This window comes from Zunongwangia profunda SM-A87, from assembly GCF_000023465.1.
GTDB classification, from domain to species: domain Bacteria; phylum Bacteroidota; class Bacteroidia; order Flavobacteriales; family Flavobacteriaceae; genus Zunongwangia; species Zunongwangia profunda.
In genome coordinates, this window is record NC_014041.1 from 2129623 (window position 1) to 2149923 (window position 20301).

Sequence of the window (20301 nt, forward strand, 5' to 3'; positions counted from 1 at the left end):
AGTTACTGTCATATTTAATAAAGCCCGATATATTTGTTCCAGAAATTGTAAGAATGGAGATAACTCAGATTTTAGGATTTGTAGGTGCATTAATTATCGGTTTGGTACTAGGCTTAACCGGCGGTGGAGGATCGATTCTTACCGTTCCTGTTTTTGTATATATATTGCATATTAATCCGGTTACCGCTACTGCTTATTCGCTTTTTGTTGTTGGATCGAGTTCGGCTGTAGGGGCGATAGATAATTTTAACAAGGGAAGGATAGATTTTAAAAGTTCTTTAATTTTTGCCCTTCCGGCGGTTATTAGCATTTTTTCTACACGTAAATATTTATTACCGGCAATTCCGCATCATATTGCGAATTTTGGAAATTTTGAGCTTACCAAAGATCTAATGATTATGAGCTTTTTTGCTATTTTAATGCTGGTAGCATCGGCTTCAATGATTTTAAAAAAGAAAAAAGAATGTGTAGACTGTGAAAATGAACCTAACGAATCTAATAATGGATTAATGATCCTACTAGGTGCTTTAACTGGTTTGGTTACCGGGCTGGTTGGTGCTGGAGGCGGCTTTATCATTGTTCCCATACTGGTATTTTTGGCCGGCTTAAATATGAAGGAAGCGGTTGGGACGTCCCTTTTTATCATTGCAATAAACTCTATTATTGGTTTTTTAGGCGATCTTGGCCATCTTAATGTAGACTGGTTTTTCCTACTTCTTTTTACTATAATTTCTATAGTGGGAATTTTCTTTGGGATTTATTTGAGCCGGTTTATCAATTCACAGAAACTTAAGAAAGCTTTTGGTTGGATGGTATTGATCATGGGGATCTATATTTTGTATATGGAACTTTCAGGAAGTGGAATTTAATAGTTACGCACAGAGATTAGCTTTTTAACGAAAGATTCTCAATTATTCTTTAAGGAGAAGTAAAAAATCATATTTAACAAAAGTTAAGGTTAATTTTCCCGATTTTACTAAGCTCCAGACTTCATTATTGCTTAAATTTAAAGGTAATTATAACGTTTTTCCTCATAATGATAATACGCTTATAAACAGTGTGTTTCAAAACCAAATAAATGGAAAATTTAGATTACGCCCGCCTTCAAATGGCCTTTACATTAGGCTTTCATATTATTTTTGCCTGTATTGGTATGGTGATGCCATTTTTTATGGTGGTTTCTCACCATAAATGGTTAAAGACCAGAAACCCCGTTTACCTAAAACTTACAAAAGCCTGGCTTAAAGGAGTCGCCATTTTTTTCGTGACGGGTGCAGTTTCGGGTACCGCACTTTCTTTTGAATTAGGAATGCTATGGCCAGAATTTATGAAACATGCAGGTCCTATTATTGGAATGCCATTTTCGTTAGAAGGAGCAGCCTTTTTTGTGGAAGCGATAGCTTTAGGATTTTACCTCTATGGGTGGAATAAGCTTCCGGAGAAATTTCACTGGTTTACCGGAGTGATCATAGGAGTTTCTGGCGTTCTTTCGGGAATTTTAGTGGTCGCAGCAAATGGTTGGATGAATGCCCCCAGTGGTTTTGACTATGTTAACGGCCAATTTACTAATGTGGATCCTATACAGGCGCTACTCAACCCGGCCTGGTTTTCGCAAGCACTGCATATGACGCTGGCTGCTTTCGTAGCGACAAGTTTTGGTGTTGCCGGAATTCATGCTTTTCAGATCTTAAGGGGGAAAGCCGTAGCGGTTCATAAAAGTGCATTTAAGATCGCTATTTCTTTTGGAGCGATTGCTGCGCTCTTACAACCTATAAGTGGGGATATTTCTGCTAAAGATGTGGCTGAACGACAACCCGTAAAATTGGCCGCGATGGAAGCGCATTTTGAAACCGAAAAAGGAGCTCCATTATTTATAGGAGGAATAGTAGATGAAGAAAAAAAAGAAGTGAATTATAAAATCGAAATCCCGAAGGCACTTTCTTTTCTAGCTTTTGGTGATTTTGATGCTGAAGTAAAAGGATTAAATGAATTTCCAGAAGAGGAAATTCCGCCTGTAGCTATTGTACATTATGCATTTCAGGTGATGGTTGGGATTGGTACTTTACTTGCTTTAGCCGGAATCCTGTTTTTTATAAGCCTTAAAAAGAAATCCTGGATGGATAGTAAAAAATACTGGTGGTTTTTTATGTTATTGGCTCCGCTTGGTTTTCTGGCCCTGGAAGCCGGCTGGGTAGTGACCGAGGTTGGTCGCCAACCCTGGATCATCTATCAGATCATGAGAACCAGTGATGCGGTTACACCAATGCCGGGAATAAAATTTAGCTTCTTTATGTATGTTGGTGTTTATATCCTTTTAGCCCTTACGGTAACCTGGTTAATGCAGCGACAAATAAAAGCCCTAAACACCCAAAAAGATTAATTATGTTATACGTAGTGTTATTTTTCTTACTGTTTTCATTACTGCTTTACGTGCTTTTGGGTGGAGCTGATTTTGGTGCCGGCATAGTCGAATTGTTTTCATCCAGAGAAAATAAAAAAGTAAATCGCGATACCATTTATCGTGTGATGGGGCCAATTTGGGAAGCTAACCATATTTGGTTAATCATCCTGATCGTTATTTTATGGATCGCTTTTCCTGTATACTTTAATATCATAATTATTTATTTGCACGTGCCGCTAACTCTGGTACTTTTAGGAATAACTATGCGTGGGGTATCTTTTGTTTTTAGGCATTATGATGCCTTTCAGGATAAATCACAATTAGTGTACAATGGCTTATTTAGATTTTCCAGCTTTATCACCCCCATTTTTTTGGGAATGTGTTTTGCAGCTCTGGTTGGTGGAAAATTAGTGGTTACCGAAGATTACACCAATTACGGGTTTTACGATTTGTTTATGGCACCGTGGTTTAATGGATTTGGTATTCTAGTGGGATTATTTTATGCCTCCCTTTGTGCATTCTTAGCGTCTACCTTATTAATAGGGGAGAGTGAAGGTGATATTCGAAATATGTATATCCAAAAATCTAAGATTTCAACAGCGGTTTTAGTTGTACTTGGATTTGTATTAATCGCGTATGGATTTTTTAGTGAAATAGCATTTATCAGAGATTTCGTCACCAATCCTATTTCCATAATCTGCATTATTCTTTCAGGAATTCTTTTGATTCCACTTTGGAAGTTTATACGTGCCGGTCGCCGAATTTTAAGTCGGTATTTCGCTGGCTTGCAAGTAGTCTTAGTGCTTTTTGCAGCATTAGTTGCCCATTTTCCTTATGTAATTATAACCTCATCACAAGAAATTAGTCTTTTAGAAGATATTTCGCCAGATAGTGTAATTATGGTTTTGGGGATATCTTTAATTATTGGTGGCGGAATTATTTTACCTGGCTTATTCCACTTAATGAAGTCATTTAAAATGATAAAGATCTTTGATAGGGACGAGCAGCAATTTCAGAAATAATTTTAAGTGTAAATTTCGCACTTATCTTTTATTTTTTGTCAAAATGTTAGATATTAGACATCAAATTTATAATCTTTCAAATGACGACAAAATTCTATCGCTTAAAACACATTCTACTTTATGTAATGTCGATCGTAATTTTCAGTTGCAATACAGCTGAAAGTAACGACCGAGAAAAAGCTATTTCTGAAGAGCCATCTAAAGAAATCACTTATCATAATCCTATCGTAGCTCAGCGTGCCGATCCGTGGGTTTTTAAAGATGAAGATGGCACGTATTATTTTATTGCGACTGCGCCAGAATACGATCGCATAGAAATGCGTCAATCTAAAACAATAAATGGTCTTGGAACAGCCGAACCAAAAGTAATTTGGAATAAGCATGAAAACGGGTTGATGAGTCATCACATCTGGGCGCCTGAATTACACAAAATCGATGGAAAATGGTATGTTTATTTTGCTGCAGGACAAGCTGAAGATATTTGGAAAATAAGGATGTTCGTACTATCCAATGAAGCTGAAGATCCTATGACGGGAGAATGGAAGGAAGAAGGTCAAATTGAAACCAATAGAGATTCTTTTTCTTTAGATGCTACAACTTTTAAGCATAATGGCGAACAATATCTTGCCTGGGCGCAAGCGGTTCGGGAAGAGGGTGGAACTTCGATTTTATTATCTAAAATGGAAACGCCAACCAGTTTAAAAGGTGAAGAAATTGAGATTACACATCCAGAATACGACTGGGAACGTATAGGTTATTTTGTAAATGAAGGTCCGGCGGTGATTAAAAGAAATGATAAAATTTTTATGACCTATTCGGCTAGTGCTACCGATTCAAATTATGCGATGGGATTATTATGGGCAGATGAGGATTCCGATTTAATGAATCCGGAATCATGGCATAAATCTGAAAAACCAGTATTCGCTACTAATGCAGAATTGAGAAGATTTGGTCCCGGACATAACTCATTTACAATTGCGGAGGATGGAGAAACCGATGTTTTGATCTATCATGCTCGCGTTTACGAAAAAATAAGAGGCAACTCTCTTTATGACTTTAATCGCCACACAAGAGCAAAAACCTTTACTTGGGATGAAAAAGGTTTCCCGGATTTTGGTCAGGATATCGCCGATTAACCTGTAAAAATATTTTATCAATAAAAAAGCGCCAATCGGCGCTTTTTCTATTCTTCATCCTGAAAGATGTCTTCAATTTTCAGGTTAAATAACCTGGCAATCTTAAACGCCAAAGGTAAACTGGGATCAAATTTGCCTTTTTCGATAGCGTTTATCGTTTGCCTGGAAACTTCAACGCGATTGGCGAGTTCTGCCTGCGTGATGTTCTTTTCAGCTCGTAATACTTTAATCCTATTTTTCATTTGTAACGAGCATTTCCTATTAGCATTGCGATTAAATAGGTGATTCCCATAATGAAAACCAAATGTGAAATTTCTGCATTAAAAGTAATTAAATTAGTTATATCCAACATAGAATAACTAATTCCTAAAATTAATGTAATACCTAAAGTTATAGCCATAGCATCCATAGTTATTTTACGTTGCAAAGGATCCTGGCTGTTTAGATGTTTGCGATTAATTAAAATCATGCCTACCCCTACAAGTGTGTTTACAATGATCATCACTATTGTGATGATTTTATTATCATTCCAGATAAATTTTGGGCCAAATGCAACAAATGCTAATGTGAAAACCCACAAAAAAGTCCACATGGCCAGCGCTTTAGTATTCTTTTTTAGCTCGCTTTGCCAATTATTTTTCTCTGCTTTCATAAGTAAAATGTATTTAACTAAAAGTAAAGTTTATTTTACAAATATAATTATCTTTTTACAAATGTCAAGTTTTATTTACATTTTTATTTTTTACAAATAATTATTAACCCAATTAATCGTTAATAGATATATTTATAAATCAACATTTAAAAATGTTGTTATACCTCAACAATTATGATGAAACAATTTGGAAAAGCCCCATCTGGTAAACGATTAGAAAGAATTAAGCAGTGTGAAAATTATAAAGACGGAAGCTTTAAAAATATAGAAGAAACATCGGTAAACCCCAATAATGTATCGATGTTTAAGATGATGAAAGATATGCGTAATCGGCCAAAATCTGTAAATCCTTCAAAAAAAATACCCTTTGTAAAGACAAACCTTAATGGTATTGAAGTAGGAAAACCTGCTTTTGTATGGTTTGGACATTCTTCTTATTTCCTAAAAATAAATGACTATACTATTTTGGTAGATCCTGTATTTAGTGGATATGCTTCGCCGGTCTCTTTCTTTGGTAAAGCTTATGATGGTGCTAATGAATACGGTGTAGACGATATGCCTGAAATAGATATGTTGATACTTACCCACGACCATTATGATCACTTGGATTATCCAACCATTACAAAACTCAAAAACAAAGTAAAACGGATAGTTTGTTCTTTGGGGGTTGGTGCTCATTTAGAGTATTGGGGATATGCTGAAGCAATGATAACCGAGTTAAACTGGTGGGAATCGCTAGAAATCATGAACGATTTTAAAATAACCGCCACACCTGCAAGACATTTTTCGGGACGTTTGTTTAAACGAGGAAACACGCTTTGGTCTTCTTTTGTTTTAGAAGTTTTTGGTTACAAATTATACTTGGGTGGCGACTCTGGTTATAGTCCTCAATTTAAGGAGATTGGTGATACATTTGGACCATTTGATCTGGCGATTTTGGAATGCGGGCAATACGGTGAAAACTGGCCGCAAATTCATAATTTCCCCGAAGAAATGGTGAAAACTGCCAAGGATTTAAAAGCCAAAAGAGTAATCCCTGTTCACTGGGCAAAATTTACGTTAGCGATGCATCCCTGGAATCAACCTATAAAACGCTTTAAAAAAGCTGCCGACGAAGAAGGACTTCCTTATGTAAGCCCTAAGATTGGTGAGTTATATCAACTCAATCAGGAATTTAATCAGGAAGTTTGGTGGGATTTTGAATAAACAAAAATGTTTATGAACTGCTCTCAATAATTAGTGATATCTTGAAATTGTAAATTTTTTTTAAGTTCATACTTTATGGGTTTGTCCAAAAGGTCTTATTTAATATAATACGATCTTTAAGTAGCTAGTATTAATTACTTTTTTAATTTAAAAGATATTTATATTCGAAACTTGCTAAAAAAAAGACATTTTATTGGGTTTTTACTCCTGTTTGTTGGTTTTTTAATCAAGATGTTATTCACCCATTTGGTATATTACTATGCTTTTGTAAAAGGTATAAGTCTGCTTTTTATTTTCTTAGGCCTGTCTATTTTTCTTTTAGGGATCATCATTAGATCTGAAGAAGTAGACAAAGGCTCTTTTAAAAAAGATCCAATCACTTACATTTTGGTGAGTGTAATGCAGCTTATTCTGGTGGTTGGGATTACCGGTTTTGCCATTGTTTTAGAGCATTTTGCTGAAGGAGGAAATCACCAGTTAGCCAAAATTCTTATTCAAGATTCACATAAGGAAACAATCGCAGTGGTTAGTGAAGAACGTCGGGTAACACAGGTTTTTACCACTAATGGCTACGAAGATTTTGCAATTTTTCATTACCAGAATAATTACGGAACTTACGAAGAACAGGGGAAAAAGATTGATCCTTATTTTCGCGAAACATTATTGAGAAAATCGATTAATTATAAGGGCAGAAGAATAACGGTAAAACTCGATGGTCTACAATTTAAAATTCGATATTCTACCCGCTTTCCTTCAATGTTTATGATTGTGGACTAATAACCTGAGTTCGATCTGAGAAAATTTCGGAGACTGAGTGAAATCTTGGCAAAAGATTTTGTATCGAAGTTTCCATTTTGGTAGCATTTCGATACAAATTTTTCTTTAAAATTCACTCAATGAACCAAAATGCCTGCACAAACTTTTATATCGAAATCAGGTTAATATTGAACTTAGCTTATAAAGCTTCTTCGAACAATAGATTGGTATTTGGGTCTAAGTCTATGGAAATCGGTTTTTCTGAGGTTTCAATCTCAAAAGTTTCTTTCTTTTTTGTGATGTTAAAATCGATAATTTCAGCATCTTTTGTAGCATAATTTAACTGAAGTTCTATTGGGAATTCAAAATCATTTTTTTGAAGTTGTTGAACGGTGATTTTTAATTTTCCGTTTTTATAGGAATATTCTAGTTTTATCTTTGGCTGCCCATATTGTGTTAACCATTGCTTGAAAAACTGGTTTAAATTAATGCCTGAAACTGCTTCGAATTCAACTTTTAAATCTTCTGAAGTTGCATTGCTGAATTTATATTTTTGATAGTATTGCTGTATAGTCTTCCAGAAATTTTCATCCCCCACTTTTCTACGTAACATGTGCAAAATCCAGGCTCCCTTTTGATAGGAGTTAGGATTCAATAATTCCATTAAATTCGTACGAGAACTATCGATTACTGCTGTTTTAGTACTCTGGCTAAACCCAATTACCTGGCGACGCTCTTGTTGTAATTTTTCGTCTAGTTTTGATTTTCCATATTGATGCTCGGCATATAAATCGGTAAAATAAGTTGCAAAACCCTCACTTAACCAAAGATGTGACCAGTCATCTTCTGAAGCCGAATCTCCAAACCACTGATGTGCAATTTCGTGTGCCAATAGAAACTCAGAAGAGCGTTTACCATCAACCGAATTCTCAAAATAAAAAATATTTCCGGCATTTTCCATACCGCCATAACGCGTTGTGGATTGTACGTTGGCTAATTTTGTAAAAGGGAAAGGTGCTATTTTCTCAGAAAAAAACTGTAAAATTTCTTCAGCCTGTGCATAATCGTAAAAACCAGCTTCTTTATTTTCAGGATATACCCATGAAGATAGTGGAATTTTAGCAATCTCGCCTAAATGTTGAACGGCAAATTCAGCCACACCAATCACCATCACTTTAGTAGGTAATTCTAGCGGGGTTGCATACACATACAGAGAATTTTCATCATCAATATTGGTAATTTCCTGAAGTGTTCCTGTAGCCACTACCTGATATTTTGACGGCGCCGTAACGTAAAAAGAAACTTTCGCTTTATCTGAAGGGTGATCAATTAAGGGGAGCCAAAGGTGAGCACGATTAGGCCAGTTATCACCAAAGAAAGTACGATCTCCATATTTATTTTCACTAATGATGAGTCCATCTTCAGGAATTCCATGGTAAAAAATTGAAATTTCATCTTCGGAAGAGGTATTGATATTTAATTTTTCCTGTGAATGCTGAAACTTTAATTGTTTTCCATTTTGAAGAATACTGTCGATAATCATTCCTTTGCCGTTTTCTTCGGCAGCAAAATCAAGTTCTAAAACATCTGCATCTTCATTGTATTGAAAATCGATAATTGCATTTCCTTTAATCACATCGTTTTCATCATTTAGTTTAAGATGAAATTCATACTCCAGAATATCTACTTTTGGGTTTTGTGCCAATAATAAGACAGGAGCAAGAAAATTCAGTAAACAGAAAAGAGAAAAGTTGCGTTTCATACGATCGATTTTAGAACGTTAAAATTAAGGCTTTTGTGCCGTTGAAAAAACTTTGGTAAATTTAAAATGTTTTTAAATTTAATTTAAATTCTAAAGCGTTGATGTTGAGAGTATTTAAGTTTCGTGTGTTTTTTTGGTGATTTTTATATATTTAACTTCTTGCGGAACAAAATATAACTATAATTTCGATCGTGGAAAAGCAATCGATTTTTCTAAAGGAAAATGGATTTTAAATCAAAATTTTACGAATCTAGACTCTAAAGCACATGTTCAAAGCGTTACCAAAGATTGTTTTTTAGAAGTAATAGTAGATTCTTTGCTCTATGATTCCTTTTGTTTAAACTTAGAGAATAAACTTAAAACTAAAGATTTTCCATTACATCCCTTCTAAAAAAGAGTTAGCGCATATCAGGGAGTTTACTGAATGTGACTTTTTGATTAATGTGAGCACGTTAAAGCTTAAAGACGAAGCTGGATCTTTTACTTTTTCCAGAGATTATGGAACTAGTATAAAAAAGAATGAATCTGTTACTAAAATTTGGATTTACGATTTAAATACTTTAGAATTAATTTCTAAATCCCAGTCTACGGCTACCAATGAAGTTAAAGAAACTGAGGATTCAGGTTTTGGAATTGTAACTTCAAGCTATGGTTTAGCTTTTTCTTCTTTAAGAAGATTAATTAAGAAATATGATAAGTATAGAAAGGATAAATAAAAAGCCGCTTCTAATTAAAAAGCGGCCTTTTCAGTATAAATTTTTTATATCCTAGAATTGCGGAGTTTCACAACGTTCGTCGATTAATCCTTCGCTTTTAAGATCTACCCAAAAATCTTTTGGAATCTTTACATTAAGCGCTTTCTCATTCTCAATTGGTTGATAAGGTTTACTTGCACCTACTAAAACAGTATCGACAACTTTTGGCGCATAAGAGAATTGAATGGCGGCTTTAGCCAGATCTACCTTGTATTTATCGGCCACTTTGATGATTTTTTTATAGCGTGAATCCACATCTTCAGGCATTTCTCCCGCATAGTTGTAACGTTTTTGTCCGCTTAATAAACCAGCATTAAAAGGAGCAGCAACGATTAACCCAACACCGCTTTCTTCAACTTTTGGAAATAAGCGATCTAAAGAATCTTTATGGTCGATCATAGAATATTGAATTGCGGAGACAAACAAATCTGGATCGGCATAATCAATTGTCCTTATAATTGGTTCTACGGTATTTACACCAAGTCCCCAACCTTTAATAAGGCCTTCTTCTCGCATTTTGGTAAGTTCTGGCATCGCTCCTTTTTTAGCGATGTCAAAATGTTTTTCCCAGTCACCAAGATCAGCATTGTTATCTGGAGAAAGATCATGGATAAAAGCATAATCGATACTTTCTACACCAAGACGCTGCAAACTATCTTCTACAGATCTTCGAACCCCTGCTGCTGTATAATCATAACGATAATCAAACGGAGAAGGATCTACCCATTGCGTTTCAGGAATGTTTTTAGTGGGAGTAAACAATCGTCCCACTTTTGTTGATAGGATATACTCTTCTCTTTTTTTATTTTTAAGAAAATGACCCATTCTGCGCTCACTTAAGCCTAAACCATACCAGGGAGAAGTATCGTATTGTCTTATTCCGCATTCCCACGCCGCTTCTAAGGTTTCTTCAGATTGTTTATCATTTACTTTTTCGAAACCGGTACCTATGGCTACACCGCCAAATGCAAGTTTCTCTAATTTTAAATTTTTCTTACTACTCATATTTTTCTTTTTCTGAATTTTAGAATGAAAATAAAAAAGTATTGATAGATGATTAGGGTATTTAACGCCTTATAACATTCGTTTTAAACTAAAGGGTTGCAATTGTTAAAGGATATTTAGTTTTTAGTAAATATGTACATAGGAGGACTGTAACAAAAGTTACTGGTCTAACCATAGCTTTTGGTTACTTTTGTCCTGAACAAATTAGCAATGGAGAAATACCTAAAAATAATTCAGGATTCGTTTACCGGATATTTTAATTATCTGGTGCAGGAGATTACAACTCCTTCCTGGACCAATTATTTTTACTGGCTTATTGCCATTTCATTAGTTGTTTGGATTTTAGAGATTGCATTGCACTGGCGTAAAAGTCAGCCGATTTTTAGAAAAGGTTTTTGGCTTGATGGTTTTTATATTCTTTTCAATTTCTTCCTGTTTTCATTGATTGGCTACAATGCGTTATCGAATGTAGGCGTGGCGCTTTTCAATGATTTTTTGGGAGTTTTTGGAATCGAAAATTTGGTAGCCATAAACATACAGAACCTACCGGTGTGGACACAATTACTTATTATGTTTGTAATTGCCGATTTTATACAGTGGAATGTTCATCGACAATTACATAAACGCCCGTGGTTGTGGCAATTTCATAAAGTTCACCACAGCGTGAAAGAAATGGGTTTTGCTGCCCAGTTCAGATTTCATTTCATGGAAACCATAGTGTATAAAACCGCGCAGTATATACCACTTGCTATGATTGGTTTTGGCATTCAGGAGTTTTTTATCATACATATGTTTAGTGTGCTAGTGGGGCATCTTAACCATGCCAATGTGGGTTGGAATTATGGATTTTTAGGATATATTTTTAATAATCCTAAAATGCATATCTGGCATCATTCTAAAGAATTACCCGAAGCTTATCCCTACGGAATGAACTTTGGACTCAGTTTAAGTATTTGGGATTATATTTTTAAAACAGCCTATATTCCAAAGAGTGGAAAAAGCATCGAACTGGGGTTTGAGGGAGACGAAGATTTTCCGAAAAATTTTAAAGACCAGATGACTTTTCCGTTTAAAAAATAATAAAGAATCAAATTAATAAAAGATAGAGAAATGATCATAGAACAGTTTAATGACGAAGCTTTAGCTCATTATTCGTATGCTATTGTAAGTGAAGGCCAAATGGCAATTGTAGATCCATCAAGAAACCCAATGCCATACTATGTCTTTGCTGAAGCACATAACGCAAAGATAGTTGCGGTTTTCGAAACGCATCCACATGCCGATTTTATAAGTAGTCATTTACAAATTCATGAAGAGACTACAGCAACGATTTTTGTGAGCAAATTGGTGGGAGCAGATTATGATCATAAAAGTTTTGATGAAGGTGATAGCTTTCAATTAGGGAAAGTAAACTTCAGCGCTTTAAATACGCCGGGGCATAGTCCAGATAGTATAACCGTGGTGGCCAAAGAAGGAGAAGAAACCGCACTTTTTACCGGGGATACGTTATTTATTGGTAATGTTGGACGTCCCGATCTTCGAGAAAATGCAGGAAATATGAAAGCCAAACGTATCGAGCTCGCTAAAGATATGTACAATACGATGCAAACTAAATTTAATGATTTGCCGGATGATGCTTTAGTATATCCTGCACACGGAGCAGGTTCATTGTGTGGTAAAAATATGAGCAGTGATTCTTCAAGTACGCTAGGAAATGAGCGTATGGGAAACTGGGCTTTTAAAGAACAAAGTGAAGAAGAATTTGTAGAAGAGATTTTAAAAGATCAGCCGTTTATTCCTTCTTATTTTGGTTTTGATGTAGATGTGAATAAAACCGGAGCTTTAAACGTGCAAAAAGCAAAATATAATGTTCCGATTTTTCTAAATGTCGATGAAGTTGAAGAAGGATTAATGATTGTAGATACCAGGGGTGGGGACGATTTTAAAAAATCGCATTTACCTGGAAGTATCAACATAATGGCAACTTCACCCAAGCAAAAGTTTGAAACCTGGCTGGGAGCGATTATTCAGCCTGAAGAAGATTATTATTTAGTAGTTCCTTCCGTAGAAAATATCGATGCACTTTTAGAGCGTGTAGCTAAAATTGGTTACGAAAAGCAGCTAAAAGCAGTAATCACACTTGCTGAAAACCTGGAAGGATCTATGGAATTTCTAGAAGTAGAAGATTTTAAAGAGCATCCTTCAGAATACACCATTGTGGATATAAGAAATGCTTCAGAAGTTGCCGAAGGAAAGTTTTTCGAAAGTGCGATTGCGATTCCGTTAAACGAATTAAGAAATCGTACTGATGAAATTCCTACCGATAAACCAATTGTTGTGCATTGTGCCGGCGGATACCGTTCAGCAGCCGGAAGCAGTATCATCGATGAACAATTAAGCGTAGCTACTGTTTTTGATCTTAGTGATGCGGTAAAAGATTTTAAATAAGTCTTATCAAGATTTATTTTTTATATTTTTTGGAGAAATCCCAATTTCTAAAGGAAGTTGGGATTTTTCTTTTTACTGGAATTCGATCATTTTAAAATAAATTTTTAGAATATTAATAAATTATTAATCCTTCAGTAAAAGCCTTATTAATTTTCTATATTTACAAGGTTTGTTAGGGAAAACAGGTCAAAATTGCTCAAATATGGAGAAAATATTTAAGGTTAAAGTGAATGATACATCTGAATTTGAATTTTCCGAAAATCAAATTATGGAGTTGGATATTCAGACAAATGAAAATTCAAGTTTTCATATACTTCACCAGCATAAATCTTTTAAAGCTTCCGTAGAGAAAAGCGATTTTCTAAAAAGGCAATATTCGATAAAGATCAATTCAAATATGTATACTATCGATATTGCAAACGATTTAGATCTTTTGATCGAAAAAATGGGACTTTCTTTAGGTTCAGCACAACTTATAAATGATATTAAAGCTCCAATGCCGGGGCTCATTCTCGAGGTGAATGTAGAAAAAGGAAGCCAGGTGAAAGAAGGCGATTTTTTACTGGTTTTGGAAGCTATGAAGATGGAAAATACGATTACGGCGCCCCGAGAAGGCGTGGTAAAAAGTATTCAAATTAATAAAGGCGAAACCGTAGAGAAAAACCAGTTGCTTATCGAAATGGAATAATTCTTATTCCATAAAAAAGAACAAAAAATGAAAAAAATATTAGTGGCTAACCGTGGTGAGATTGCCCTGCGGATAATGAAAAGTATTCAGAAAATGGGTATCAAAACCGTTGCCATTTTTTCTGAAGCCGATAGGAATGCACCCCACGTAAAATTTGCTGATGAAGCGGTTTGCGTTGGACCGGCACCATCAAATCAATCTTATTTATTAGGTAATAAAATCATTGAAGTTTGCAAGCAATTAAATGTAGACGGAATTCATCCCGGATACGGATTTTTAAGTGAGAATGCCGATTTTGCCGAAGCGGTAGAAGAGGCCGGGATCTCGTTTATCGGTCCGCGTAGTAAAGCCATCCGAATTATGGGAAGCAAACTCGCTGCCAAAGATGCGGTGAAAAAATACGATATTCCTATGGTTCCCGGGATCGATGAAGCTATTACCGATACCAAAAAAGCTAAAAAGATCGCTGCAGAAATTGGCTATCCTATTTTGATAAAAGCTTCGGCTGGTGGTGGCGGAAAAGGAATGCGAGTGGTCGAGCAGGAAAAAGATCTGGAAGACCAAATGAAACGAGCAATAAGTGAAGCCAAATCTGCTTTTGGCGATGGTTCAGTTTTTATTGAAAAATATGTGGCTTCGCCGCGACATATCGAGATTCAGGTGTTGGCCGATACCCACGGAAATACATTGCATTTATTTGAACGGGAATGCTCGGTGCAGCGTCGTCATCAAAAAGTAATCGAGGAAGCACCATCAGTGGTTTTAGATGCTAAACTTAGAGAGGAAATGGGTAAAGCGGCAGTACGAGTTGCTGAAGCCTGTGATTATGTAGGAGCCGGAACGGTAGAGTTCTTGTTTGATGAAAACCGAAACTTTTATTTCTTAGAGATGAATACTCGACTTCAGGTAGAACATCCCGTAACCGAGTTTATCACTGGGGTCGATTTGGTAGAAGAGCAGATTAAAATTGCAAGGGGAGAGGTGCTTAGCATCAAACAAGAGGATTTAAAAATTAAAGGGCATGCGTTAGAATTAAGGGTATATGCCGAAGATGCTATGGATAATTTCCTGCCAAGCGTTGGGAAATTGGAGAAATATCAACTTCCGCACGGAGAGAAAATTCGGGTAGATAATGGATTTGAAGAAGGGATGGATGTGCCAATCTATTATGATCCTATGCTGGCAAAATTAATTACCTACGGAAAAAATCGAGAAGAAGCTATCCAGTTAATGATCAAAGCGATTAATGACTATCAGGTAGAAGGTGTTTCGACGACTTTAAGTTTTGGAAAGTTTGTGTTTGAACATGAAGCCTTTACTTCAGGGAAATTTGATACCCATTTTGTAAAGAACTATTATTCGCCTGAAAAACTTCAAAATGAAGTTGAAGAAGAATCGAAGCTAGCCGCATTGGTTGCCCTAAAGCAATATTTACAAGATCAAAAAAAGCTAAGATTACCAATTACTGAAGCCAGAGCATAGTTAGAGTGATCAATTATGAAATTTGATAATTTGAAAATGTGCTTTTTTCAGAAGCATGAAAAATGAGGCAAGAGGCAATACCGTTTTTAAACCTCGAGTTTTAAATTTTGAATGCTATAGCATTATCGCTAATAGCTGAGCGCTAACGGCTAAAAGCTTAAAATTATATCTATGAGTAAGAAAAATATAGAGCAACTACACCAAAAAATAAAACAGGCACATCTTGGAGGAGGTGAAAAGCGAATAGCAAAACAGCACGAAAAGAAGAAGCTTACGGCAAGGGAACGAATCGATTATTTACTTGATGAGGGCTCCTTTGAAGAAATCGGGATTTTAGTAACACATCGTACAACCGATTTTGGGATGCAGGAGCAAAAGTATTATGGTGATGGTGTGGTAACCGGGTACGGCACAATCAATGGCCGATTGGTTTATGTTTTTGCTCAGGATTTTACAGTTTTTGGTGGAGCGCTTTCTGAGACTCATGCCGAGAAGATTTGCAAAGTAATGGATCTTGCAGTAAAAACCGGTGCGCCAATGATAGGTTTAAATGATTCTGGTGGAGCCAGAATTCAGGAAGGAGTAAAGTCGCTTGGTGGTTATGCCGATATTTTCCATCGCAATGTAAAAGCATCCGGAGTGATTCCGCAGATATCAGCGATCATGGGGCCTTGTGCCGGTGGTGCCGTGTATTCTCCTGCTATGACCGATTTTACGATCATGGTAGAGGATACCAGCTATATGTTTGTTACCGGACCAAATGTGGTAAAAACCGTTACAAACGAAAATGTAACTTCTGAAGAATTGGGCGGGGCCAGTACGCATTCCACAAAATCTGGAGTCACCCATTTAACAGCAAATAGCGATATTACCTGCCTGGAGGACATTAAAAAGCTGATAAGCTATATGCCTCAAAACAATAAACAAAAAGTTGAGAAATTGCCATTTGAACTGAAGGATGAAATTCGTGAAAAATTAGACGAAATTATCCCCGACAGTTCTAATAAACCTTACGATATGCATTCGGTGATCGAAGGGATTATCGATGAAGGTTCTTTTCTTGAAATTCATAAGAATTACGCTGACAATATTATTGTGGGATTTGCAAGATTAGGCGGAAGAAGTATTGGAATTGTTGCTAATCAGCCTATGAGCTTAGCTGGAGTTTTAGACGTAGATAGTTCTAAAAAAGCAGCTCGTTTCACCCGTTTTTGCGATTGTTTTAATATTCCGCTATTAGTTTTAGTCGATGTGCCGGGATTCTTACCAGGAACCGATCAGGAATGGAATGGGATTATTCTAAATGGAGCTAAATTATTGTATGCGCTTAGTGAAGCGACGGTGCCGAAAGTCACCGTGATTACCCGAAAGGCTTATGGTGGCGCTTACGACGTGATGAATAGTAAGCATATTGGTGCCGATATGAATTTTGCCTGGCCAAGTGCTGAAATTGCCGTGATGGGAGCTAAAGGAGCGAGTGAAATTATTTTTAGAAAAGAAATAAAGGAGTCCGAAAATCCTGAACAAAAATTAGCCGAAAAGGAGGCTGAATATGCTGAAAAATTCGCGAATCCTTTTGAAGCCGCCCAACGCGGATTTATAGATGAGGTTATTATGCCAAAGGACACCCGAAGAAAACTTTTGAAAGCTTTTAGTATGCTGGAAAATAAAAGCGTTTTAAGGCCTGATCGTAAACATGGGAATATTCCGTTATAGTATGGAGTATTGAGAAGTTAGTAGTTAGAGAATAGAGAATGAACTTAAAGAACCAGGGATTAGGAAGGAGGCAATCAATTTTAAATGTTGAATTTTGAATTGCTTTAAACTTGTAAATCGTGAAGTGTATACTGAAAACAGATTTCTTGACACAATAACATTGAACCTTTGAACTTTTGAACCTTGAACTTTGAATGCTATTATCATTTCAACAATCCCGAAGTTATAGCGATAGAGCTTTTTTGAATATAGTAGTTAGTATTGAGTATTGAGTAGTTAGAGAATAGAAAATAGACTTAAAGAACAAAGGATTAGGAAGTAGGCAATCAATTTTAAATATTGAATTTTGAATGACTTTAAACTTGTAAATCGAGAAGTGTATACTGAAAACAGATTTCTCGACACACAACTTTTAAACCTTGAACCTTTGAACTTTTGAGCCTTGAACTTTTGAACCTTGAAATTTGAATGCTATTATCATTTCAACAATCCCGAAGTTATAGCGATAGAGCTTTTTTGAATGTAGTAGTTAGTATTGAGAACTTAGTAATTAGAGAATAGGAAATAGACTTAAAGAACCAGGGATTAGGAAGTAGGCAATCAATTTTAAATGTTAAATTTTGAATTGCTTTAAACTTGTAAATCGAGGAGTGTATACTGAAAACAGATTTCTTGACACAACAACTTTTGAACCTTGAACCTTGAACTTTGAATGCTATTATCATCTCGACAATCCCGATAGTTATAGCGATAGAGCTTTTTTGAATTTAGTAGTTAGAGAATAGAAAATAAACTTAAAGAACCAGGGATTAGGAAGTAGGCAATCAATTTTAACTGTCGAATTTTGAATTGTTGTAACTGTCAACTTCTCTTTTGAATCTTTTTAAGCGGATGGCTTTTTCTGTTGACTGTAAACTTTAAGCCGTATAGGTAATAATCGATAGTAAAGTAATTTTATTAGTTGCTTGATGATGGGCAGTCCCTCTAAAGTTGTTATTTTTGTTGATATATCCGGTTGTATGGTAAAAACAAATATAAATTAAGCCTAAAATTCCGCCTTTAAAATTATTATGGAAGTTGGTTGATTTGATGTGATGATATGACGAATGAATTTATGAATCAGGAACTAGGATTAATTTTGATTTGAAAACGTTTCACCTTCAGGATTAAGGGGATAAGCTATACCGTGCACTGTAAACTTAAAACAAAAGAATGCTAACAAAAAGAATTATTCCCTGTCTGGATATTAAAAACGGAAGAACCGTTAAGGGCGTGAATTTTGTAGACTTAAGAGATGCCGGCGATCCGGTAGAATTGGCTTCGAAATATGCAGAAACCGGAGCAGACGAACTGGTTTTTCTTGATATTTCAGCTACAGAAGAACGTCGTAAAACTTTGGCAAACCTTGTATTACGAGTAGCAGAAAAGGTAAATATACCTTTTACGGTAGGCGGTGGAATTTCTTCTATAGAAGATGTAGATATTTTACTTAAAAACGGTGCCGATAAGGTTTCAGTAAACTCCTCTGCAGTAAAAAATCCAGATTTAATTAACGAACTTTCCCAGAAGTTTGGCGCGCAATGTATCACTGTGGCGATTGATGCCAAGCAAATAAACGGGCAGTGGATTGTTCATCTGGTTGGTGGTAAAGTGCCCACAGAACTTGATTTATTTGAATGGGCCAAAGAAGTGGAACAGCGTGGCGCAGGAGAGATTTTGTTTACATCAATGAATAATGATGGTACTAAAGATGGTTTTGCTAATATTGCACTAAAGAAATTATCTGAAGATCTAAATATCCCAATTATCGCTTCGGGTGGTGCAGGGAATATTCAGCATTTTGTAGATACATTTAAAGAAGGAAAAGCCGATGCAGCTTTGGCAGCAAGCGTTTTTCATTTTAAAGAAATAGAAATTCCGGAACTTAAAAAAGAACTTAAAAAACAAGGAATTCCGGTAAGAATATAAAATTGAAAAGATGAATATCGATTTTGATAAAAATAACGATGGATTAGTACCCGCCATCATTCAGGATGCAACTACCAAGAAAGTCCTGATGTTGGGATATATGAATGAAGAAGCTTATCTAAAAACCAATGAGACTAAAAAAGTTACTTTTTTTAGTCGTACCAAGAACCGATTATGGACAAAGGGTGAAGAAAGCGGAAACTTTTTACATCTTGTCTCTATAAAAAATGATTGTGATAATGATACGCTTTTAGTAATGGTAAATCCACAGGGACCTACCTGTCATAAAGGAACCGGCACCTGTTGGGGAGAAGAAAATAAGGCTTCATTCGGATTTTTATCAGAATTAGAAGGAATTATCGCTCAGCGTAAAAAAATGAGTGAAGTAGCACCTGAATTACGCGAAGATAAAAACTCATATGTAGTGTCACTTTTTGATAAGGGTATTAATAAAATCGCTCAAAAAGTAGGGGAGGAAGCTGTTGAGGTAGTAATTGAAGCGAAAGACGATGATGAAAATCTTTTTCTTAATGAAAGTGCAGATCTACTTTTTCACTACCTGATTCTTTTAAGAGCCAAAGGCTACGGATTAAAGGATATTGCCAAAGTTTTAGAGGAAAGACACTAAATGAAGCTTTACCGGGAAACGCATAGGTTTGAACCCCAGGTTGTTTTATTTATTAACGGTCAATTTCCTAAAACCATGCCTTTGCTGGATGGTTTTAAGAAAATTTATTGTACCGATGGTGCGTATGCTAAGCTTTTAGAACATGGAATTCAGCCTGATCTGGTTTCAGGTGATTTTGATTCTTTAGCACTTTCTGAAATCAATGCCGAAACTAAAATTGTAGAAACGCCAGATCAAAACGCCACCGATTTTGAGAAAATTTTAAAGATTATTATCGAAGAAGGCTTTAAAAGTGTCGCTGTTTATGGATGTAGTGGTTTAGAACAGGATCATTTTTTAGGGAATCTGAATTCGATGCTGAAACATAAAAATGAAATCGAGATTCGCTGTTTCGATGATTTCGGTTTCTATTTTTTTGCTGAAAACAGTATGGAAATTACCGGTTTTAAGGATGAAATTATTTCACTCTTTCCATTCCCAGAGGCAAAAAGTGTTTTTTCAAAAGGAGTAAAATATCCATTAGATGACGAAGATTTAAGTATTACGACCAGAATTGGAACCCGAAATACTATTACCGGGAATACTGCTCACATTCGCTTTAAAAGCGGAAACTTATTAGTATTTGTGCAATCTACAAACCTCTAGGAATTTTTATTTTTTTATTTCAGGACGGGAC

19 protein-coding genes are annotated in these 20301 nt (G+C 35.8%); 15 read left to right on the forward strand and 4 right to left on the reverse strand.

Annotated elements, in window-relative coordinates; all coding sequences use genetic code 11:
- Nucleotides 1-53: 53 nt before the first annotated feature.
- The 4 genes from ZPR_RS09405 (at nt 54) to ZPR_RS09420 (ending at nt 4559) form a co-directional block, all read left to right on the forward strand.
- A complete protein-coding gene (locus tag ZPR_RS09405; RefSeq protein ID WP_013071412.1) occupies nt 54-869 on the forward strand; it encodes a sulfite exporter TauE/SafE family protein in 816 nt (271 codons plus the stop codon).
- A gap of 209 nt (nt 870-1078) precedes the next feature.
- Complete coding sequence (locus ZPR_RS09410; RefSeq protein WP_013071413.1) at nt 1079-2380, forward strand: cytochrome ubiquinol oxidase subunit I; 1302 nt, start codon at nt 1079-1081, stop codon at nt 2378-2380.
- A 2-nt stretch (nt 2381-2382) separates the two neighbouring features.
- On the forward strand, nt 2383-3423 hold the full coding sequence (locus ZPR_RS09415) for a cytochrome d ubiquinol oxidase subunit II (RefSeq protein WP_041578815.1): 1041 nt from the start codon (nt 2383-2385) through the stop codon (nt 3421-3423).
- 80 nt (nt 3424-3503) lie between these two features.
- Nucleotides 3504-4559: a glycoside hydrolase family 43 protein gene (locus ZPR_RS09420; RefSeq protein ID WP_013071415.1), complete on the forward strand. Its 1056-nt coding sequence runs from the start codon at nt 3504-3506 to the stop codon at nt 4557-4559.
- A 47-nt stretch (nt 4560-4606) separates the two neighbouring features.
- On the opposite strand, the gene ZPR_RS09425 is transcribed toward ZPR_RS09420, so the two are convergent.
- Entirely contained in the window at nt 4607-4801 is a 195-nt protein-coding gene (locus tag ZPR_RS09425; RefSeq protein ID WP_013071416.1) for a helix-turn-helix transcriptional regulator, read from the reverse strand.
- The gene (locus ZPR_RS09430; protein ID WP_013071417.1) at nt 4798-5211 is read right to left on the reverse strand and encodes a hypothetical protein; all 414 of its coding nucleotides are present in this window, start codon (nt 5209-5211) and stop codon (nt 4798-4800) included. Before ZPR_RS09430 ends, ZPR_RS09425 begins: the two co-directional genes overlap by 4 nt.
- Nucleotides 5212-5385: 174 nt before the next feature.
- Between ZPR_RS09430 and ZPR_RS09435 the strand changes: the two genes are divergently transcribed.
- Nucleotides 5386-6417 carry an MBL fold metallo-hydrolase gene (locus tag ZPR_RS09435; RefSeq protein WP_013071418.1) on the forward strand — a complete coding sequence of 344 codons (1032 nt, stop codon included), beginning with the start codon at nt 5386-5388 and terminating at the stop codon, nt 6415-6417.
- Nucleotides 6418-6648: 231 nt separating this feature from the next.
- The gene (locus ZPR_RS09440) at nt 6649-7194 is read left to right on the forward strand and encodes a hypothetical protein (RefSeq protein WP_013071419.1); all 546 of its coding nucleotides are present in this window, start codon (nt 6649-6651) and stop codon (nt 7192-7194) included.
- Nucleotides 7195-7372: 178 nt separating this feature from the next.
- On the opposite strand, the gene ZPR_RS09445 is transcribed toward ZPR_RS09440, so the two are convergent.
- Entirely contained in the window at nt 7373-8935 is a 1563-nt protein-coding gene (locus ZPR_RS09445; RefSeq protein WP_013071420.1) for a M1 family metallopeptidase, read from the reverse strand.
- Nucleotides 8936-9378: 443 nt separating this feature from the next.
- On the opposite strand from ZPR_RS09445, the gene ZPR_RS09455 reads away from it, so the two are divergent.
- Complete coding sequence (locus ZPR_RS09455) at nt 9379-9651, forward strand: hypothetical protein (protein ID WP_013071421.1); 273 nt, start codon at nt 9379-9381, stop codon at nt 9649-9651.
- A 51-nt stretch (nt 9652-9702) separates the two neighbouring features.
- Here ZPR_RS09455 and ZPR_RS09460 read toward each other — a convergent pair whose 3' ends face one another.
- A complete protein-coding gene (locus tag ZPR_RS09460) occupies nt 9703-10695 on the reverse strand; it encodes an aldo/keto reductase (RefSeq protein ID WP_013071422.1) in 993 nt (330 codons plus the stop codon).
- Nucleotides 10696-10905: 210 nt separating this feature from the next.
- Between ZPR_RS09460 and ZPR_RS09465 the strand changes: the two genes are divergently transcribed.
- From ZPR_RS09465 to ZPR_RS09500, 8 genes are all read left to right on the forward strand, one after another.
- Complete coding sequence (locus ZPR_RS09465) at nt 10906-11775, forward strand: sterol desaturase family protein (RefSeq protein WP_013071423.1); 870 nt, start codon at nt 10906-10908, stop codon at nt 11773-11775.
- Nucleotides 11776-11805: 30 nt separating this feature from the next.
- Nucleotides 11806-13143 (forward strand): MBL fold metallo-hydrolase, encoded by a 1338-nt coding sequence (locus ZPR_RS09470; RefSeq protein ID WP_013071424.1) that lies wholly within the window; start codon nt 11806-11808, stop codon nt 13141-13143.
- Nucleotides 13144-13345: 202 nt separating this feature from the next.
- Entirely contained in the window at nt 13346-13831 is a 486-nt protein-coding gene (locus ZPR_RS09475) for an acyl-CoA carboxylase biotin carboxyl carrier protein subunit (protein WP_013071425.1), read from the forward strand.
- A 27-nt stretch (nt 13832-13858) separates the two neighbouring features.
- Nucleotides 13859-15313 (forward strand): acetyl-CoA carboxylase biotin carboxylase subunit, encoded by a 1455-nt coding sequence (gene accC, locus ZPR_RS09480; protein WP_013071426.1) that lies wholly within the window; start codon nt 13859-13861, stop codon nt 15311-15313.
- Nucleotides 15314-15484: 171 nt separating this feature from the next.
- Nucleotides 15485-17029, forward strand: a complete 1545-nt coding sequence (locus ZPR_RS09485) for an acyl-CoA carboxylase subunit beta (protein ID WP_013071427.1) — start codon at nt 15485-15487, stop codon at nt 17027-17029.
- Between the two features lie 1212 nt (nt 17030-18241).
- A complete protein-coding gene (hisF, locus tag ZPR_RS09490; RefSeq protein ID WP_013071428.1) occupies nt 18242-18997 on the forward strand; it encodes an imidazole glycerol phosphate synthase subunit HisF in 756 nt (251 codons plus the stop codon).
- A 10-nt stretch (nt 18998-19007) separates the two neighbouring features.
- Nucleotides 19008-19625 carry a bifunctional phosphoribosyl-AMP cyclohydrolase/phosphoribosyl-ATP diphosphatase HisIE gene (gene hisIE / locus ZPR_RS09495; RefSeq protein ID WP_013071429.1) on the forward strand — a complete coding sequence of 206 codons (618 nt, stop codon included), beginning with the start codon at nt 19008-19010 and terminating at the stop codon, nt 19623-19625.
- The gene (locus tag ZPR_RS09500; protein WP_013071430.1) at nt 19626-20270 is read left to right on the forward strand and encodes a thiamine diphosphokinase; all 645 of its coding nucleotides are present in this window, start codon (nt 19626-19628) and stop codon (nt 20268-20270) included.
- Nucleotides 20271-20301 lie beyond the last annotated feature (31 nt).

Bases quoted from the DNA above. Each gene is read 5' to 3' on its own strand.
- ZPR_RS09470 (WP_013071424.1), top strand. From the start codon at position 11,806: ATGATCATAGAACAGTTTAATGACGAAGCTTTAGCTCATTATTCGTAT.
- ZPR_RS09420 (WP_013071415.1), top strand. From the start codon at position 3,504: ATGACGACAAAATTCTATCGCTTAAAACACATTCTACTTTATGTAATG.
- ZPR_RS09415 (WP_041578815.1), top strand. From the start codon at position 2,383: ATGTTATACGTAGTGTTATTTTTCTTACTGTTTTCATTACTGCTTTAC.
- ZPR_RS09440 (WP_013071419.1), top strand. From the start codon at position 6,649: ATGTTATTCACCCATTTGGTATATTACTATGCTTTTGTAAAAGGTATA.
- ZPR_RS09465 (WP_013071423.1), top strand. From the start codon at position 10,906: ATGGAGAAATACCTAAAAATAATTCAGGATTCGTTTACCGGATATTTT.
- ZPR_RS09435 (WP_013071418.1), top strand. From the start codon at position 5,386: ATGATGAAACAATTTGGAAAAGCCCCATCTGGTAAACGATTAGAAAGA.
- accC (WP_013071426.1), top strand. From the start codon at position 13,859: ATGAAAAAAATATTAGTGGCTAACCGTGGTGAGATTGCCCTGCGGATA.
- ZPR_RS09460 (WP_013071422.1), bottom strand. From the start codon at position 10,695: ATGAGTAGTAAGAAAAATTTAAAATTAGAGAAACTTGCATTTGGCGGT.
- ZPR_RS09410 (WP_013071413.1), top strand. From the start codon at position 1,079: ATGGAAAATTTAGATTACGCCCGCCTTCAAATGGCCTTTACATTAGGC.
- ZPR_RS09500 (WP_013071430.1), top strand. From the start codon at position 19,626: ATGAAGCTTTACCGGGAAACGCATAGGTTTGAACCCCAGGTTGTTTTA.
- ZPR_RS09425 (WP_013071416.1), bottom strand. From the start codon at position 4,801: ATGAAAAATAGGATTAAAGTATTACGAGCTGAAAAGAACATCACGCAG.
- ZPR_RS09445 (WP_013071420.1), bottom strand. From the start codon at position 8,935: ATGAAACGCAACTTTTCTCTTTTCTGTTTACTGAATTTTCTTGCTCCT.
- ZPR_RS09485 (WP_013071427.1), top strand. From the start codon at position 15,485: ATGAGTAAGAAAAATATAGAGCAACTACACCAAAAAATAAAACAGGCA.
- ZPR_RS09405 (WP_013071412.1), top strand. From the start codon at position 54: ATGGAGATAACTCAGATTTTAGGATTTGTAGGTGCATTAATTATCGGT.
- ZPR_RS09475 (WP_013071425.1), top strand. From the start codon at position 13,346: ATGGAGAAAATATTTAAGGTTAAAGTGAATGATACATCTGAATTTGAA.
- ZPR_RS09430 (WP_013071417.1), bottom strand. From the start codon at position 5,211: ATGAAAGCAGAGAAAAATAATTGGCAAAGCGAGCTAAAAAAGAATACT.
- hisIE (WP_013071429.1), top strand. From the start codon at position 19,008: ATGAATATCGATTTTGATAAAAATAACGATGGATTAGTACCCGCCATC.
- hisF (WP_013071428.1), top strand. From the start codon at position 18,242: ATGCTAACAAAAAGAATTATTCCCTGTCTGGATATTAAAAACGGAAGA.